The organism is Pseudomonas sp. (assembly GCF_030683065.1).
GTDB lineage: Bacteria > Pseudomonadota > Gammaproteobacteria > Pseudomonadales > Pseudomonadaceae > Aquipseudomonas.
The window spans coordinates 59784-75799 of sequence record NZ_JAUXMX010000060.1; the positions used below are offsets into that span (position 1 = coordinate 59784).

A 16016-nucleotide genomic window follows, 5' to 3' on the forward strand; every position below is an offset into this window, starting at 1 on the left:
CCTAGAACACTGTGCATAGCACTTCGCCACCGACACCGGCAGCGCGCGCAGCGCGGTCCGTCATCACACCTTTATTGGTGGAGACGATGGAAACCCCGAGACCGCCACGAACTTTCGGCAGATCATCAACGGATTTATACTGGCGAAGGCCTGGACGGCTAACGCGCTTCACTTCTTCGATGACCGGACGGCCTTCGAAATACTTCAGCTCGATGGACAGCTGTGGCTTAACTTCGCCACTGATCTGATATCCCGCGATATAACCTTCGTCTTTCAAGACTTTGGCTACAGCCACCTTCAACGTGGAAGACGGCATGCTTACGACGGACTTTTCAGCCATCTGGGCATTACGGATACGAGTTAGCATGTCCGCTAACGGGTCCTGCATACTCATGGGCTAGACGCTCCTGATACAAAAAGAATTAGCCTTACGGCTAGAGTCACCAAAACGCAGGGCAATTGAAAAGCCCTGACTCAGGCGAGCCGAACATTCTAGAGACTGATCAAAAATGAATCAAGCCCCAAAAGGGGCTTGTTTCATAATGCTTGCCTGAATCTGCCCAGTATCTCCACCGAACAGACCCAGCGAACGACGACTTACCAGCTGGCCTTGACCAGACCTGGTACGTCACCGCGCATTGCAGCTTCACGCAGCTTGATACGCGACAGACCGAACTTGCGATAAACGCCGTGCGGACGACCGGTAATACGGCAGCGATTGCGCAGGCGCGAAGCGCTAGCATCACGCGGCTGCTTCTGCAGAGCTACCTGAGCTTCCCACCGTGCTTCCGGAGTGGCGTTCAGATCGGCGATGGTAGCTTTCAGCGCAGCACGCTTTTTAGCGTACTTGGCTACCGTTTGCTGACGCTTCAGCTCACGGTTTTTCATGCTCATTTTAGCCATGGTCCAACTCCAATCAGTTGCGGAACGGGAATTTGAAGGCGCGCAACAAAGCACGACCCTCGTCATCCGTACGCGCAGTTGTAGTCAGGGTAATGTCCAGACCACGCAGGGCATCGATCTTGTCGTAGTCGATTTCCGGGAAGATGATCTGCTCTTTAACGCCCATGCTGTAATTGCCGCGACCATCAAAGGACTTGGCATTCAGGCCGCGGAAGTCACGCACGCGCGGCAGGGAGATAGACAGCAGACGATCCAGGAATTCGTACATACGATCGCGACGCAGGGTTACCTTGACGCCGATCGGCCAACCTTCACGCAGCTTGAAACCTGCAATCGACTTACGGGCATGAGTCACTACGACTTTCTGACCGGTGATCTTTTCCAGGTCGGCAACAGCGTTCTCGATGACTTTCTTGTCACCGATCGCTTCGCCCAAGCCCATGTTCAGGGTGATCTTGGTGATGCGCGGAACTTCCATCACGTTAGCGAGCTTAAGTTCTTCCTTAAGCTTCGGCGCGATTTCTTTCCGGTAAATCTCTTTTAGTCGTGCCATGGTCTTCTACCTAGCAGTGTTCAAGCATCAACCGCTTTTTGGGTCGACTTGAAGACACGAATTTTTTTACCTTCTTCAACTTTGAAACCAACGCGATCAGCCTTGTTGGTTTCACCGTTGAAGATGGCCACGTTGGAAGCGTGCAGAGGCGCTTCTTTCTCGATGATACCGCCCTGAACGCCCGACATCGGGTTCGGCTTGGTATGGCGCTTCACCAGGTTGATCCCGCCAACGACCAGACGGTCGTCAACGAGAACCTTCAGCACCTTGCCACGCTTACCTTTGTCTTTACCGGCGATCACGATGATCTCGTCGTCACGACGAATCTTTTGCATGTCGGATCTCCTTAGAGCACTTCAGGGGCGAGCGAGACGATCTTCATGAACTTCTCAGAGCGAAGTTCACGAGTCACTGGCCCAAAAATACGGGTGCCGATCGGCTCTTGCTTGTTGTTCAGCAGAACAGCAGCGTTGCCATCGAAGCGAATGATCGAGCCATCAGGGCGACGAACGCCGTGACGAGTGCGGACTACAACAGCAGTCATCACTTGACCCTTTTTCACTTTACCGCGCGGAATTGCTTCCTTGACGGTCACTTTGATGATGTCGCCGATGCCAGCGTAACGGCGATGAGAACCGCCCAACACCTTGATGCACATAACGCGTCGAGCACCGCTGTTGTCAGCGACGTCGAGCATGGATTGAGTCTGAATCATATATTTCTCCGACCCCTAGTCCTTAGACTTCCACTGCGCGTTCGAGAACTTCAACCAGCGCCCAAGATTTGGTCTTGGCTACGGGACGGGTTTCACGGATGGAAACCTTGTCACCGATGTGGCACTGGTTGCTTTCGTCGTGCGCGTGCAGCTTGGTCGAACGCTTGACATATTTACCGTAGATCGGGTGCTTAACGCGACGCTCGATCAATACGGTGATGGTCTTGTCCATCTTGTCGCTGACGACACGGCCGGTCAGCGTACGGACTGTTTTTTCGGCTTCAGCCATGATCACTTACCTGCCTGCTGATTGAGCACAGTCTTCACACGAGCAATATCGCGCTTAACTTGCGAGAGCAGGTGAGACTGCCCCAACTGGCCAGTTGCTTTCTGCATACGCAGATTGAACTGGTCGCGCAGCAGGCCGAGCAGTTGCTCGTTCAGCTGCTGTGCTGATTTTTCACGAAGTTCATTCGCCTTCATCACATCACCGTCCGCTTAACAAAAGTGGTGGCGAGCGGCAGCTTTGCAGCAGCCAGGGCGAAAGCCTCACGCGCCAACTCTTCGGAAACGCCTTCGATCTCATACAGGACTTTGCCTGGCTGGATCTGGGCTACCCAATACTCAACGCTACCCTTCCCTTTACCCATCCGCACTTCGAGAGGCTTCTTGGTAACTGGCTTGTCCGGGAAAACGCGAATCCAGATTTTCCCGCCACGCTTAACGTGACGAGTCAGAGCACGACGAGCGGACTCAATCTGACGGGCGGTGAGACGACCGCGGGCAACAGACTTCAGGGCGAATTCGCCGAAGCTGACTTTGCTACCGCGCTGAGCCAGACCACGGTTGTGGCCGGTCATCTGCTTACGGAACTTCGTACGCTTTGGTTGCAACATTTGGCGTACCCCTTACTTAGCAGCTTTTTTACGAGGCGCAGGTGCCTGCGGTTTCAGTTCTTCTTGGCGACCACCAATTACTTCGCCTTTGAAGATCCAAACCTTGACACCGATCACACCATAAGTGGTGTGCGCTTCGTACGTGGCATAGTCGATATCGGCACGCAGGGTGTGCAACGGCACACGACCTTCGCGATACCATTCGGTACGGGCAATTTCAGCACCGCCGAGACGACCGCTCACTTGGATTTTGATGCCTTTGGCACCAATGCGCATGGCGTTCTGTACAGCGCGCTTCATAGCGCGACGGAACATCACACGACGCTCCAGCTGCTGAGCTACGCTCTGCGCAACCAGCATACCGTCGAGCTCCGGCTTACGGATCTCTTCGATATTGATGTGCACAGGCACACCCATTTGCTTGGTCAGGTCCTGACGCAGCTTCTCAACATCTTCACCTTTTTTGCCAATCACGATACCTGGACGGGCGGTGTGGATGGTGATGCGTGCAGTCTGAGCCGGGCGATGGATATCGATACGGCTTACGGACGCGCTTTTTAGTTTGTCTTGGAGGTATTCGCGCACCTTCAGATCAGCGAACAAATAGTCCGCATAAGTCCGACCGTCTGCGTACCAGACGGAGGTGTGCTCCTTGACGATTCCCAGGCGAATGCCAATGGGATGTACTTTCTGACCCATCTGATCGACTCCGTTACTTGTCCGCAACCTTGACAGTGATATGGCAAGACCGCTTGACGATGCGATCAGCGCGGCCTTTGGCACGCGGCATGATTCGCTTCAGCGAACGCCCTTCGTTGACGAAAACGGTGCTGACCTTAAGGTCATCAACGTCTGCGCCTTCGTTATGCTCGGCGTTGGCTACAGCCGACTCCAGCACTTTCTTGATGATGTCGGCGGCTTTCTTACTGCTGAAAGCCAACAGATTGAGCGCTTCGCCCACCTTCTTCCCGCGGATCTGGTCGGCGACCAAGCGGGCTTTCTGGGCGGAGATTCGAGCGCCCGACAACTTAGCGGCTACTTCCATTTCCTAACCCCTTAACGCTTGGCTTTCTTGTCTGCTACGTGCCCACGATAAGTGCGGGTACCAGCAAACTCGCCGAGTTTGTGGCCGACCATGTCTTCGTTCACGAGAACTGGGACATGCAGACGACCGTTATGCACAGCAATGGTCAGACCGACCATTTGCGGCAGGATCATAGAACGGCGCGACCAGGTTTTCACCGGCTTGCGATCATTCTTTTCCACCGCCACTTCGATCTTCTTCAGTAGGTGAAGATCGATAAAAGGACCTTTTTTCAGAGAACGTGGCACTGTCGTATCCCTCTATTTACTTGCGACGACGGACGATCATTTTATCGGTGCGTTTGTTACCACGAGTCTTCGCGCCCTTCGTCGGGAAGCCCCATGGAGACACCGGATGACGACCACCAGAGGTACGACCTTCACCACCACCATGTGGGTGGTCAACCGGGTTCATGGCAACACCACGAACGGTTGGGCGAACGCCACGCCAGCGCTTGGCACCAGCTTTACCCAGCGAACGCAGGCTATGCTCGGAGTTCGAGACTTCGCCCAAGGTCGCACGGCACTCAGCCAGTACTTTACGCATTTCACCGGAACGCAGACGCAAGGTCACGTAGACACCTTCACGCGCAATCAGCTGAGCCGAAGCACCAGCGGAACGAGCGATCTGGGCACCTTTGCCCGGCTTCAGTTCGATACCGTGAACAGTGCTACCAACTGGAATGTTGCGCAGTTGCAGACTGTTGCCTGGCTTGATCGGAGCCATAATGCCAGCTATCAGCTGATCGCCAGCACTCACGCCTTTAGGGGCAATGATGTAGCGACGCTCACCGTCTGCGTACAACAGCAGAGCAATGTGCGCAGTACGGTTCGGATCATATTCAATACGCTCGACAGTGGCTGGAATGCCATCTTTGTCGTTGCGACGGAAATCGACCAGACGATAATGCTGCTTGTGGCCACCACCGATATGACGGGTAGTGATCCGACCGTTGTTGTTACGACCGCCAGTCTTCGACTTCTTCTCGAGCAGCGGAGCGTAAGGAGCGCCTTTATGCAGCTCCTGGTTGACCACCTTGACCACAAAACGGCGGCCAGGGGAAGTCGGTTTGCATTTAACGATTGCCATGATGCTCCCCTCCCTTACTCTGCACTGCTGGCGAAATCGAGATCTTGGCCTGGCTGAAGGGTAATAACTGCCTTCTTCCAGTCGTTACGCTTGCCCAGACCGCGAGCGGTGCGCTTGCTCTTACCGAGAACATTCACGGTATTAACAGCAGCAACATTCACACTGAACAGGCTTTCGACGGCCTTCTTGATTTCCAGCTTGGTTGCATCAGTTGCAACCTTGAATACGAATTGGCTTTTCTTATCAGCCAGAAGTGTTGCCTTCTCGGAGACGTGCGGGCCAAGCAGCACTTTAAATACGCGTTCCTGGTTCATCCCAGCAGCTCCTCGAATTTCTTCACGGCAGAAACGGTGACAAGCACCTTTTCGTACGCGATCAGACTGACCGGATCGGAACCCTGCACGTCACGAACATCGACGTGTGGCAGGTTACGGGCAGCCAGGTACAGATTTTCGTCAATAGCATCGGACACGATCAAAACGTCGGTCAGACCCATGCCATTCAGTTTGTTCAGCAGGTCTTTAGTTTTCGGCGCTTCAACACTGAAGTCCTCAACTACGATCAGACGATCGGTGCGTACCAGCTCAGCAAGAATCGACCGCAATGCAGCGCGATACATCTTCTTGTTCAGCTTCTGGTCGTGATTCTGCGGACGGGCCGCGAAAGTCACACCACCGCCACGCCAGATCGGGCCACGAGTGGTACCAGCACGAGCACGACCAGTGCCCTTCTGACGCCATGGGCGCTTACCGCCACCAGATACGTCGGAACGAGTCTTCTGCTGCTTGCTACCCTGACGGCCGCCAGCCATGTAGGCCACGACTGCTTGGTGAACCAGGGTCTCGTTATAATCGCCACCGAATGTCGCTTCGGACACTTCGATCGCTTGAGCGCCATTTACATTTAATTGCATGTCAGCTTCCCCTTAACCGCGAGCCTTGGCTGCCGGACGAACAACCAGGTTGCCGCCAGTAGCGCCAGGAACGGCACCCTTGACCAACAGCAGGTTGCGTTCAGCGTCGACGCGCACTACTTCCAGGGACTGCACAGTCACGCGCTCAGCACCCATGTGACCGGACATTTTCTTGCCCTTGAAGACGCGACCCGGAGTTTGGCACTGGCCAATAGAACCCGGAACACGGTGGGACACGGAGTTACCGTGAGTGTTGTCTTGGCCGCGGAAATTCCAACGCTTGATGGTACCGGCAAAGCCTTTACCCTTGGACTGACCGGTGACATCCACCAGTTGACCAGCTTGGAAAATTTCAGCGCTGATCAGATCGCCAGCCTGGTAGTCGCCTTCTTCAAGACGAAACTCCCAAACACCACGACCCGCCGCGACATTCGCCTTGGCGAAATGACCGGCTTGCGCCTTGGTAACACGGGAAGCACGACGCTCGCCGACAGTGACTTGCACTGCACGATAGCCATCGGACTCTTCGGTTTTGAACTGAGTGACGCGATTCGGCTCGATCTCAATGACCGTAACCGGAATGGAGACACCTTCTTCGGTGAAAATACGGGTCATACCGCACTTACGACCGACTACACCAATAGTCATGTTGTAACCTCATGAGTGTACGGGGCTTTCACCCGCTATGGCCGCCCATTTCAGAGCGTTACACGACTAAAACCTAAACGGTCTTAGCCGAGGCTGATCTGCACTTCCACGCCAGCCGCAAGATCAAGCTTCATCAACGCATCAACGGTTTTATCCGTTGGCTGGACAATGTCCAGTACGCGCTTATGAGTACGGATTTCGAACTGATCACGCGCGTCTTTGTTGACGTGCGGTGAAGTCAGAACAGTAAACCGCTCTTTGCGAGTTGGCAGAGGAATCGGACCACGCACCTGAGCACCAGTACGTTTCGCGGTTTCCACGATTTCCTGGGTTGATTGATCGATCAGGCGATGGTCAAAAGCCTTCAACCGAATACGGATTTGTTGGTTTTGCATTTTGACCTCAGATTCCAAGCTGCTATTCCCAGCGGGTGCAAGACACCAGCTAAAAGGAGGCGCAATTCTATAGACGCCCTCTCAGAGTGTCAACCCAATAAAAAAGCCCCCGCAAGCGGGGGCTTTTTAAGACCTATCGATTACTCGAAGATCTTGGCAACCACGCCAGCACCAACGGTACGGCCACCTTCGCGAATAGCGAAGCGCAGACCATCTTCCATGGCGATCGACTTGATCAGGGTAACAACCATTTTCACGTTGTCGCCCGGCATTACCATTTCAACGCCTTCCGGCAGTTCGCAGTTACCAGTTACATCGGTAGTGCGGAAGTAGAACTGCGGGCGGTAGCCTTTGAAGAACGGAGTGTGACGACCGCCTTCTTCTTTGCTCAGCACGTAGACTTCTGCTTCGAACTTGGTGTGCGGCTTAACCGAACCCGGCTTGGCCAGAACCTGGCCACGCTCAACGTCGTCACGCTTGGTGCCGCGCAGCAGGATACCGCAGTTCTCACCAGCACGACCTTCGTCGAGCAGCTTGCGGAACATCTCAACACCAGTACAGATGGTCTTGACAGTATCACGCAGACCAACGATCTCGACTTCTTCCTGGATCTTGACGATACCGCGCTCAATACGACCAGTCACAACAGTACCGCGACCAGAGATCGAGAATACGTCTTCAACTGGCATCAGGAACGGCTTGTCGATAACACGCACCGGATCCGGGATATAGGTATCGAGAGTCTCAACCAGCTTACGCACGGCAGAGGTACCCATCTCGTTGTCGTCCTGGCCGTTCAAAGCCATCAACGCCGAACCGATCACGATCGGAGTATCGTCGCCCGGGAAGTCGTAAGCCGACAACAGGTCACGCACTTCCATCTCAACCAGTTCCAGCAGCTCAGCGTCATCCACCATGTCAGCCTTGTTCAGGAAGACCACGATGTAAGGAACGCCTACCTGACGGGACAGCAGGATGTGCTCGCGAGTCTGCGGCATAGGGCCGTCAGCAGCGGAGCAAACCAGAATCGCGCCATCCATCTGCGCAGCACCAGTGATCATGTTTTTCACATAGTCAGCGTGGCCCGGGCAATCTACGTGAGCGTAGTGACGGATGCTGGAATCGTATTCAACGTGGGAAGTATTGATCGTGATACCACGAGCCTTTTCTTCCGGAGCGCTGTCGATTTGTGCGAAATCACGAATGGCGCCACCGAAAGCCTCGGCACACACCTTGGTCAACGCAGCAGTCAGCGTGGTTTTACCATGGTCGACGTGACCGATGGTGCCAACGTTGACGTGCGGTTTTTTACGTTCAAATTTTTCTTTAGCCACGACAATTAACTCCTTGCCTAAAGGACTGAATCAGCCTTGTTTTTTGGTTACAGATTCGACGATGTGCGACGGAGCTGTATTGTATTTTTTGAATTCCATAGAGTAGCTTGCGCGACCCTGGGACATGGAACGGACGTCGGTCGCATAACCGAACATCTCACCCAACGGAACTTCGGCGCGAATTACTTTGCCGGAGACCGTGTCTTCCATACCCAAGATCATGCCGCGACGACGGTTAAGATCGCCCATCACGTCACCCATATAGTCTTCAGGCGTAACAACCTCTACCGCCATGATCGGCTCGAGCAACTCACCACCGCCCTTCTGGGCCAGTTGCTTGGTTGCCATGGAAGCAGCCACCTTGAACGCCATCTCGTTGGAGTCGACGTCATGGTAAGAACCATCGAACACGGTAGCCTTCAGACCGATTAGCGGATAACCGGCTACAACGCCGTTCTTCATCTGCTCTTCGATGCCTTTCTGGATAGCCGGGATGTATTCCTTCGGAATCACACCACCCACTACCTCATTGACGAACTGCAGACCTTCCTGGCCTTCATCAGCTGGAGCAAAGCGAACCCAGCAGTGACCGAACTGACCACGACCACCAGACTGACGAACGAACTTGCCTTCGATTTCACAGCTCTTCGTGATGCGCTCACGATAGGAAACCTGAGGCTTGCCGATGTTGGCTTCGACGTTAAACTCGCGGCGCATGCGGTCGACCAGGATATCCAGGTGCAACTCGCCCATACCGGAGATGATCGTCTGACCAGTCTCTTCATCAGTCTTGACGCGGAAAGATGGATCTTCCTGAGCAAGCTTGCCCAGAGCAACACCCATTTTTTCCTGGTCGTCCTTGGTCTTAGGCTCTACGGCAACCGAAATAACCGGCTCCGGGAAGTCCATGCGAACAAGGATGATTGGCTTGTCAGCGTTGCACAGAGTCTCACCAGTGGTGACGTCCTTCATGCCGATCAGGGCCGCGATGTCACCAGCGCGCACTTCCTTGATCTCTTCGCGGGCGTTTGCGTGCATTTGCACCATACGACCCACGCGCTCTTTTTTGCCCTTAACCGAGTTGATCACGCCGTCACCGGAGTTCAACACGCCCGAGTATACGCGGACAAAGGTCAGGGTACCCACGAATGGGTCAGTAGCGATCTTGAAGGCTAGAGCCGAGAACGGCTCGCTGTCATCTGCATGACGCTCCAGCTGAATTTCCTCGTCATCCGGGTCAGTACCCTTGATGGCAGGAATGTCGGTTGGCGCTGGCAGGAAGTCGATAACAGCATCGAGAACCAGGGGAACACCCTTGTTCTTGAAAGAAGAGCCGCAAACAGCCAGAACGATCTCACCAGCGATAGTACGCTGACGCAGGGCGCCCTTGATTTCCTCAATGGTGATTTCTTCACCTTCGAGGTACTTGTTCATCAGCTCGTCATTGGCTTCGGCCGCAGCCTCTACCATGTTACCGCGCCACTTCTCGGCCTCTTCCAGCAGCTCTGCTGGAATATCCTTACGGACAGGGACCATGCCTTTGTCAGCATCGTTCCAGTAGATAGCTTGCATGTTGATCAGATCAATCTGACCCTGGAAGTTATCTTCGGAACCGATAGCCAACTGGATCGGCACCGGAGTGTGACCCAGGCGCTGCTTGATCTGAGCGATCACGCGCAAGAAATCAGCACCGGCACGGTCCATCTTGTTGACATAAACAAGACGCGGAACACCGTATTTGTTGGCCTGACGCCATACGGTTTCCGACTGAGGCTCAACGCCCGAGGTACCGCAGAACACAACGACAGCGCCGTCGAGTACACGCAGCGAACGCTCTACTTCGATAGTGAAGTCAACGTGGCCGGGGGTATCGATTACGTTGAAGCGATGCTCATCCTTGTACTGCTTCTCAGAGCCCTTCCAGAAGGCGGTAATGGCAGCAGAAGTGATGGTAATACCACGCTCCTGCTCCTGCACCATCCAGTCGGTGGTAGCAGCGCCGTCATGCACTTCGCCCATCTTGTGGCTTTTCCCCGTGTAGAAAAGCACACGCTCGGTGGTCGTGGTTTTACCCGCGTCCACGTGAGCAACGATACCGATGTTACGGTAACGGTTAATCGGTGTAGTACGAGCCATAGAGCCCTCGCAAATTTAAAAGCGCAATAATTAGAAGCGGTAGTGCGAGAAGGCCTTGTTGGCTTCAGCCATACGGTGCACGTCTTCACGCTTCTTAACTGCAGCACCTTTGCCGTCAGCTGCATCCATCAGTTCGCCAGCTAAGCGCAGAGCCATGGATTTCTCGCCACGCTTGCGGGCGAAATCTACCAGCCAACGCATGGCCAGAGCATTACGACGGGACGGACGAACTTCGACCGGAACCTGGTAAGTAGCACCGCCTACACGGCGCGACTTCACTTCGACCAGCGGAGCGATGGCGTCGAGAGCTTTCTCGAAGATTTCCAGGGGATCGCTGTTCTTACGCTCTTTAACCTTATCCAGGGCGCCATAAACGATACGCTCGGCAACGGCTTTCTTGCCGCTCTCCATCACGTGGTTCATGAACTTGGCCAGGATTTGGCTACCGTATTTTGGATCGTCAAGCACTTCGCGCTTGGCTGCTACACGACGTCTTGGCATTTGATAAGCCCTCAAACGGTCTTCAGGTTAGCTCGAGACTGCCCAACAAGGGCGCCGCCCGACCTTACTCTTATCGACTCAGAAAAATAGAAAACTGCAGTTTCAGCTCAAGCACCGATTACTTCGGACGCTTGGTACCGTACTTCGAGCGACCCTGGTTACGACCCTTGACGCCGGAAGTATCCAAAGAACCGCGAACGGTGTGATAACGCACACCTGGCAAGTCTTTTACGCGACCGCCGCGGATCAGTACCACGCTGTGCTCTTGCAGGTTGTGGCCTTCACCGCCGATGTACGAGGAAACCTCGAAACCGTTGGTGAGACGCACACGGCAAACTTTACGCAGTGCCGAGTTCGGTTTTTTCGGCGTAGTGGTATACACGCGAGTGCATACGCCACGACGTTGCGGGCAATTCTGCAGCGCAGGCACGTCGGATTTCTCGACGATACGCTTACGCGGCTGACGTACCAGCTGGTTGATAGTTGCCATCTACTAGCTCCACTGTTGTCTTTCGACGCTATTTATTTTCAACAAAAGCAATTTAGCAGGGCACGTGCCCTGCCAAATTTAGGGGTGCATGAGTCTAATGAGACTCGCGCTCCCCGTCAAGCTGCAGCCCGACTGCGAAAGCATGCGGGCGGCACACTCAATTACCGCTAGAGTTCAACGCTTCGGTCAGTGCAGCTTCCACTTCACTGGCGCTTACACGAACTGGCTTGTCGGCTTCACGCTTACGCTTACGCTCGGCGTGATAGGCCAAACCGGTACCTGCCGGGATCAAACGACCCACCACCACGTTTTCTTTCAGGCCGCGCAGGAAGTCGCGCTTGCCAGTAACGGCCGCCTCGGTGAGTACACGGGTTGTTTCCTGGAACGATGCCGCCGAAATGAACGACTCGGTGGACAAAGACGCCTTGGTGATACCCATCAGCACACGAGTGTACTTGGCTATGAACTTGTCCGCTGCAGCCAGACGCTCGTTCTCGCCAAGCACCGCAGTCAGCTCCATCTGATCGCCTTTGATGAAATTGGAATCACCCGACTCTGCCACTTCAACCTTACGCAGCATCTGGCGCAGGATGGTTTCGATGTGCTTATCGTTGATCTTCACGCCCTGCAGGCGGTACACGTCCTGGATCTCATTGACGATGTACTTGGCCAGCGCACTGACACCCAGCAGACGCAGGATATCGTGCGGGTCGCTCGGACCGTCGGAGATAACTTCACCCTTGTTGACCTGCTCACCTTCGAACACGTTCAGGTGGCGCCATTTCGGAATCAGCTCTTCGTACGGATCACTGCCATCGTTCGGAGTAATGACCAGGCGGCGCTTGCCCTTGGTCTCTTTACCGAAGGCGATGGTGCCGCTGATTTCTGCCAGGATCGAGGCTTCTTTCGGACGACGCGCTTCGAACAAGTCGGCAACACGCGGCAGACCACCGGTAATGTCGCGAGTCTTGGAGGTTTCCTGCGGGATACGAGCGATAACATCACCCACACCGACCTGGACACCATTCGCCACACCCACCAGGGCGTTGGCTGGCAGGAAGTACTGGGCAGGTACATCGGTACCTGGCAGCAACAGATCCTTACCATCCACACCAACCATCTTCACAGCTGGACGGATGTCCTTGCCGGCAGCCGGACGATCCTTCGGATCGAGGACTTCGATGTTGGTCAAACCCGTCAATTCGTCAGTCTGACGCTTGATGGTGATGCCTTCTTCCATGCCCACGTAGGTCACGGTACCTTTCATTTCGGTAACGATCGGGTGGGTGTGCGGGTCCCACTTGGCGACGATTGCGCCAGCGTCGACCTTGTCGCCTTCCTTCACCGAAATCACGGCACCGTACGGCAGCTTGTAGCGCTCGCGCTCGCGCCCAAACTCATCTGCAATCGCCAGCTCGCCGGAGCGGGATACCGCTACCAGGTTGCCGTCGAGACGCTCGACGTGCTTGAGGTTGTGCAGACGAATCATGCCGCCGTTCTTCACCTGAACGCTGTCGGCTGCCGACGTCCGGCTTGCCGCACCACCGATGTGGAACGTACGCATGGTCAGCTGGGTACCCGGCTCACCGATCGACTGGGCAGCGATAACGCCGACCGCTTCACCGATGTTGATCTGGTGACCACGAGCCAGGTCGCGACCGTAGCACTTGGCACAGATACCGTAGCGAGTTTCACAGCTGATCGGCGAACGCACGATAACTTCGTCGATACTGTTCAGCTCAATGAATTCGACCCACTGCTCGTCGACCAGAGTGCCCGCAGGCACAATAATCTCGTCGGTGCCTGGTTTGAACACATCACGGGCGATGACTCGACCCAGTACGCGCTCACCCAGCGGCTCAACGATGTCACCACCTTCAATATGCGGCGTCATCAGCAGGCCATGCTCGGTGCCGCAATCGATTGCAGTCACGACCAGATCCTGAGCCACGTCAACCAGACGACGCGTCAGATAACCGGAGTTAGCGGTCTTCAATGCGGTATCCGCAAGACCCTTACGTGCACCGTGCGTGGAGATGAAGTACTGCAGAACGCTGAGACCCTCACGGAAGTTCGCGGTGATCGGCGTTTCGATGATCGAGCCGTCTGGCTTGGCCATCAGACCGCGCATACCAGCGAGCTGACGGATCTGCGCAGCAGAACCCCGCGCGCCGGAGTCGGCCATCATGTACATGGAGTTGAAGGACTCTTGCTCGACTTCGTTGCCATGACGATCAATGACCTTCTCTTTCGAAAGGTTGGCCATCATCGCCTTGGATACTTCGTCGTTGGCCTTAGACCAGAGGTCGATCACTTTGTTGTACTTCTCGCCCTGGGTTACCAGGCCGGAGGCGTACTGCGATTCGATCTCTTTAACTTCCTCGGTAGCAGCATCAATGATGCTGGCTTTCTCATCCGGGATAACAAAGTCGTTCACACCGATCGACACACCGGAGATGGTCGAATAAGCGAAACCGGTGTACATCAATTGGTCGGCAAAGATGACGGTGTCTTTCAAGCCAACGGTGCGGTAGCACTGGTTGATCAGCTTGGAGATCGCCTTCTTCTTCATCGAGTGGTTGACCACGTCATACGACAGGCCGTCCGGCACGATCTGGAACAGCAGCGCACGGCCGACAGTGGTGTCGACGATGCGGGTGTTCTTGGTTATCGTGCCATCGCGGTCACGGATGACCTCGTTGATCCGTACCTTGACCTTGGCGTGCAGCGAAGCTTCGCCGCCGCGGAATACCCGGTCAACTTCCTGCAAATCGGCAAACACGCGACCTTCGCCCTTGGCGTTGATCGCTTCGCGGGTCATGTAATACAGACCCAGCACTACGTCCTGCGAAGGAACGATGATTGGCTCACCGTTGGCAGGCGACAGGATGTTGTTGGTCGACATCATCAGTGCGCGCGCTTCCAGCTGGGCTTCCAGTGTCAGCGGTACGTGCACGGCCATCTGGTCACCGTCGAAGTCGGCGTTGTACGCAGCGCAGACCAGCGGGTGCAGCTGAATCGCTTTACCTTCGATCAGAACCGGTTCAAACGCCTGGATGCCCAGACGGTGAAGGGTGGGTGCACGGTTGAGCAGCACGGGGTGTTCGCGAATCACTTCGGCGAGAACGTCCCACACCTCTGGCAGCTCGCGCTCGACCATCTTCTTGGCGGCCTTGATGGTGGTCGCCAGACCACGCATTTCCAGCTTGCCGAAAATGAACGGCTTGAACAGCTCAAGAGCCATCTTCTTCGGCAGACCGCACTGGTGCAGACGCAGAGTCGGGCCCACGGTAATAACGGAACGACCGGAGTAGTCCACGCGCTTACCGAGCAAGTTCTGACGGAAACGACCTTGCTTACCCTTGATCATGTCAGCCAAGGATTTCAGCGGACGCTTGTTCGAGCCAGTGATGGCGCGACCGCGACGGCCGTTGTCAAGCAGGGCGTCGACCGCTTCCTGCAACATGCGCTTTTCGTTACGCACGATGATGTCCGGCGCGGACAGATCGAGCAGGCGCTTGAGGCGGTTGTTACGGTTGATTACGCGGCGATACAGATCGTTGAGATCCGACGTCGCGAAGCGGCCACCGTCGAGCGGAACCAGCGGACGCAGATCTGGCGGCAGAACCGGCAGAACGGTCAACACCATCCACTCAGGCAAGTTGCCGGAGCCGAGGAAGGCCTCCATCAACTTCAGACGCTTGGACAACTTCTTGATCTTGGTTTCCGAGTTAGTTTGCGGAATTTCTTCGCGCAGACGGCCAATCTCGTGCTCCAGGTCGATCGCGTGCAGCAGTTCGCGAACGGCTTCAGCACCCATGCGGGCGTCGAAGTCATCACCGAACTCTTCGAGGGCTTCGAAGTACTGCTCGTCGTTCAGCAGCTGGCCTTTTTCAAGGGTGGTCATGCCAGGATCGATAACGACATAGCTCTCGAAGTAGAGAACGCGCTCGATATCACGCAGGGTCATGTCCATCAGCAAACCGATACGGCTCGGCAGCGACTTGAGGAACCAGATGTGGGCAACCGGCGAAGCCAGTTCGATGTGCGCCATGCGCTCACGACGAACCTTGGCCAGTGCAACTTCAACGCCGCACTTCTCGCAGATCACGCCGCGATGCTTCAAGCGCTTGTACTTACCGCACAGGCACTCGTAATCCTTTACCGGGCCAAAGATCTTGGCGCAGAACAGGCCGTCACGCTCAGGCTTGAACGTACGGTAGTTGATGGTTTCCGGTTTTTTAACTTCACCGAACGACCACGAACGGATCATCTCAGGCGAAGCAAGTTGGATGCGAATGGCATCGAACTCTTCGACTTGACCCTGGTTTTTCAGCAAATTCAGTAGGTCTTTCAAGG

General features: G+C 55.2%; 21 protein-coding genes. All 21 read right to left on the reverse strand.

The window, feature by feature from the left end; genetic code table 11:
- Position 1 precedes the first annotated feature (1 nt).
- Positions 2-394, reverse strand: coding sequence for a 30S ribosomal protein S8 (rpsH, locus tag Q8K09_RS18450; RefSeq protein ID WP_069519903.1), 393 nt, complete (start codon positions 392-394; stop codon positions 2-4).
- Between the two features lie 203 nt (positions 395-597).
- On the reverse strand, positions 598-903 hold the full coding sequence (rpsN, locus tag Q8K09_RS18455; RefSeq protein WP_305256447.1) for a 30S ribosomal protein S14: 306 nt from the start codon (positions 901-903) through the stop codon (positions 598-600).
- A gap of 13 nt (positions 904-916) precedes the next feature.
- Entirely contained in the window at positions 917-1456 is a 540-nt protein-coding gene (rplE, locus tag Q8K09_RS18460; RefSeq protein ID WP_305256448.1) for a 50S ribosomal protein L5, read from the reverse strand.
- Between the two features lie 20 nt (positions 1457-1476).
- Positions 1477-1791: a 50S ribosomal protein L24 gene (rplX, locus tag Q8K09_RS18465; RefSeq protein ID WP_305256450.1), complete on the reverse strand. Its 315-nt coding sequence runs from the start codon at positions 1789-1791 to the stop codon at positions 1477-1479.
- 11 nt (positions 1792-1802) lie between these two features.
- Positions 1803-2171 (reverse strand): 50S ribosomal protein L14, encoded by a 369-nt coding sequence (gene rplN / locus Q8K09_RS18470; RefSeq protein ID WP_003289207.1) that lies wholly within the window; start codon positions 2169-2171, stop codon positions 1803-1805.
- 22 nt (positions 2172-2193) lie between these two features.
- Entirely contained in the window at positions 2194-2460 is a 267-nt protein-coding gene (gene rpsQ, locus Q8K09_RS18475) for a 30S ribosomal protein S17 (RefSeq protein ID WP_025167719.1), read from the reverse strand.
- A 2-nt stretch (positions 2461-2462) separates the two neighbouring features.
- Positions 2463-2654 carry a 50S ribosomal protein L29 gene (rpmC, locus tag Q8K09_RS18480; RefSeq protein WP_002555481.1) on the reverse strand — a complete coding sequence of 64 codons (192 nt, stop codon included), beginning with the start codon at positions 2652-2654 and terminating at the stop codon, positions 2463-2465.
- Positions 2654-3067 (reverse strand): 50S ribosomal protein L16, encoded by a 414-nt coding sequence (gene rplP / locus Q8K09_RS18485; protein ID WP_042552939.1) that lies wholly within the window; start codon positions 3065-3067, stop codon positions 2654-2656. Before rplP ends, rpmC begins: the two co-directional genes overlap by 1 nt.
- Positions 3068-3079: 12 nt before the next feature.
- Entirely contained in the window at positions 3080-3766 is a 687-nt protein-coding gene (rpsC, locus tag Q8K09_RS18490; RefSeq protein WP_027982006.1) for a 30S ribosomal protein S3, read from the reverse strand.
- A gap of 13 nt (positions 3767-3779) precedes the next feature.
- Positions 3780-4112, reverse strand: coding sequence for a 50S ribosomal protein L22 (gene rplV, locus Q8K09_RS18495; protein WP_079204524.1), 333 nt, complete (start codon positions 4110-4112; stop codon positions 3780-3782).
- Between the two features lie 11 nt (positions 4113-4123).
- On the reverse strand, positions 4124-4399 hold the full coding sequence (gene rpsS, locus Q8K09_RS18500) for a 30S ribosomal protein S19 (RefSeq protein ID WP_234229346.1): 276 nt from the start codon (positions 4397-4399) through the stop codon (positions 4124-4126).
- A 16-nt stretch (positions 4400-4415) separates the two neighbouring features.
- Entirely contained in the window at positions 4416-5240 is an 825-nt protein-coding gene (rplB, locus tag Q8K09_RS18505; RefSeq protein WP_305256452.1) for a 50S ribosomal protein L2, read from the reverse strand.
- Between the two features lie 14 nt (positions 5241-5254).
- Positions 5255-5554 carry a 50S ribosomal protein L23 gene (rplW, locus tag Q8K09_RS18510; RefSeq protein WP_305256453.1) on the reverse strand — a complete coding sequence of 100 codons (300 nt, stop codon included), beginning with the start codon at positions 5552-5554 and terminating at the stop codon, positions 5255-5257.
- Entirely contained in the window at positions 5551-6153 is a 603-nt protein-coding gene (gene rplD, locus Q8K09_RS18515) for a 50S ribosomal protein L4 (protein ID WP_305256454.1), read from the reverse strand. Before rplD ends, rplW begins: the two co-directional genes overlap by 4 nt.
- A gap of 12 nt (positions 6154-6165) precedes the next feature.
- Entirely contained in the window at positions 6166-6801 is a 636-nt protein-coding gene (rplC, locus tag Q8K09_RS18520; protein WP_305256455.1) for a 50S ribosomal protein L3, read from the reverse strand.
- An 83-nt stretch (positions 6802-6884) separates the two neighbouring features.
- Positions 6885-7196: a 30S ribosomal protein S10 gene (gene rpsJ / locus Q8K09_RS18525; protein ID WP_010486970.1), complete on the reverse strand. Its 312-nt coding sequence runs from the start codon at positions 7194-7196 to the stop codon at positions 6885-6887.
- A 140-nt stretch (positions 7197-7336) separates the two neighbouring features.
- Complete coding sequence (gene tuf, locus Q8K09_RS18530) at positions 7337-8530, reverse strand: elongation factor Tu (protein ID WP_305256456.1); 1194 nt, start codon at positions 8528-8530, stop codon at positions 7337-7339.
- 30 nt (positions 8531-8560) lie between these two features.
- Entirely contained in the window at positions 8561-10666 is a 2106-nt protein-coding gene (fusA, locus tag Q8K09_RS18535) for an elongation factor G (protein WP_305256457.1), read from the reverse strand.
- 30 nt (positions 10667-10696) lie between these two features.
- Positions 10697-11167: a 30S ribosomal protein S7 gene (rpsG, locus tag Q8K09_RS18540; protein WP_305256458.1), complete on the reverse strand. Its 471-nt coding sequence runs from the start codon at positions 11165-11167 to the stop codon at positions 10697-10699.
- A 118-nt stretch (positions 11168-11285) separates the two neighbouring features.
- Positions 11286-11657: a 30S ribosomal protein S12 gene (gene rpsL / locus Q8K09_RS18545; protein WP_003186084.1), complete on the reverse strand. Its 372-nt coding sequence runs from the start codon at positions 11655-11657 to the stop codon at positions 11286-11288.
- Positions 11658-11814: 157 nt separating this feature from the next.
- On the reverse strand, positions 11815-16014 hold the full coding sequence (gene rpoC, locus Q8K09_RS18550; protein ID WP_305256459.1) for a DNA-directed RNA polymerase subunit beta': 4200 nt from the start codon (positions 16012-16014) through the stop codon (positions 11815-11817).
- Positions 16015-16016: the final 2 nt, after the last annotated feature.

Coding starts and splice junctions, on each gene's coding strand:
- fusA (WP_305256457.1), bottom strand. CDS start 10,666: ATGGCTCGTACTACACCGATTAACCGTTACCGTAACATCGGTATCGTT.
- rpsQ (WP_025167719.1), bottom strand. CDS start 2,460: ATGGCTGAAGCCGAAAAAACAGTCCGTACGCTGACCGGCCGTGTCGTC.
- rplB (WP_305256452.1), bottom strand. CDS start 5,240: ATGGCAATCGTTAAATGCAAACCGACTTCCCCTGGCCGCCGTTTTGTG.
- rplN (WP_003289207.1), bottom strand. CDS start 2,171: ATGATTCAGACTCAATCCATGCTCGACGTCGCTGACAACAGCGGTGCT.
- rpmC (WP_002555481.1), bottom strand. CDS start 2,654: ATGAAGGCGAATGAACTTCGTGAAAAATCAGCACAGCAGCTGAACGAG.
- rplD (WP_305256454.1), bottom strand. CDS start 6,153: ATGCAATTAAATGTAAATGGCGCTCAAGCGATCGAAGTGTCCGAAGCG.
- rplE (WP_305256448.1), bottom strand. CDS start 1,456: ATGGCACGACTAAAAGAGATTTACCGGAAAGAAATCGCGCCGAAGCTT.
- rplV (WP_079204524.1), bottom strand. CDS start 4,112: ATGGAAGTAGCCGCTAAGTTGTCGGGCGCTCGAATCTCCGCCCAGAAA.
- rpsL (WP_003186084.1), bottom strand. CDS start 11,657: ATGGCAACTATCAACCAGCTGGTACGTCAGCCGCGTAAGCGTATCGTC.
- rpsG (WP_305256458.1), bottom strand. CDS start 11,167: ATGCCAAGACGTCGTGTAGCAGCCAAGCGCGAAGTGCTTGACGATCCA.
- rplW (WP_305256453.1), bottom strand. CDS start 5,554: ATGAACCAGGAACGCGTATTTAAAGTGCTGCTTGGCCCGCACGTCTCC.
- rplC (WP_305256455.1), bottom strand. CDS start 6,801: ATGACTATTGGTGTAGTCGGTCGTAAGTGCGGTATGACCCGTATTTTC.
- rplP (WP_042552939.1), bottom strand. CDS start 3,067: ATGTTGCAACCAAAGCGTACGAAGTTCCGTAAGCAGATGACCGGCCAC.
- rpsN (WP_305256447.1), bottom strand. CDS start 903: ATGGCTAAAATGAGCATGAAAAACCGTGAGCTGAAGCGTCAGCAAACG.
- rplX (WP_305256450.1), bottom strand. CDS start 1,791: ATGCAAAAGATTCGTCGTGACGACGAGATCATCGTGATCGCCGGTAAA.
- rpsH (WP_069519903.1), bottom strand. CDS start 394: ATGAGTATGCAGGACCCGTTAGCGGACATGCTAACTCGTATCCGTAAT.
- rpsC (WP_027982006.1), bottom strand. CDS start 3,766: ATGGGTCAGAAAGTACATCCCATTGGCATTCGCCTGGGAATCGTCAAG.
- rpsJ (WP_010486970.1), bottom strand. CDS start 7,196: ATGCAAAACCAACAAATCCGTATTCGGTTGAAGGCTTTTGACCATCGC.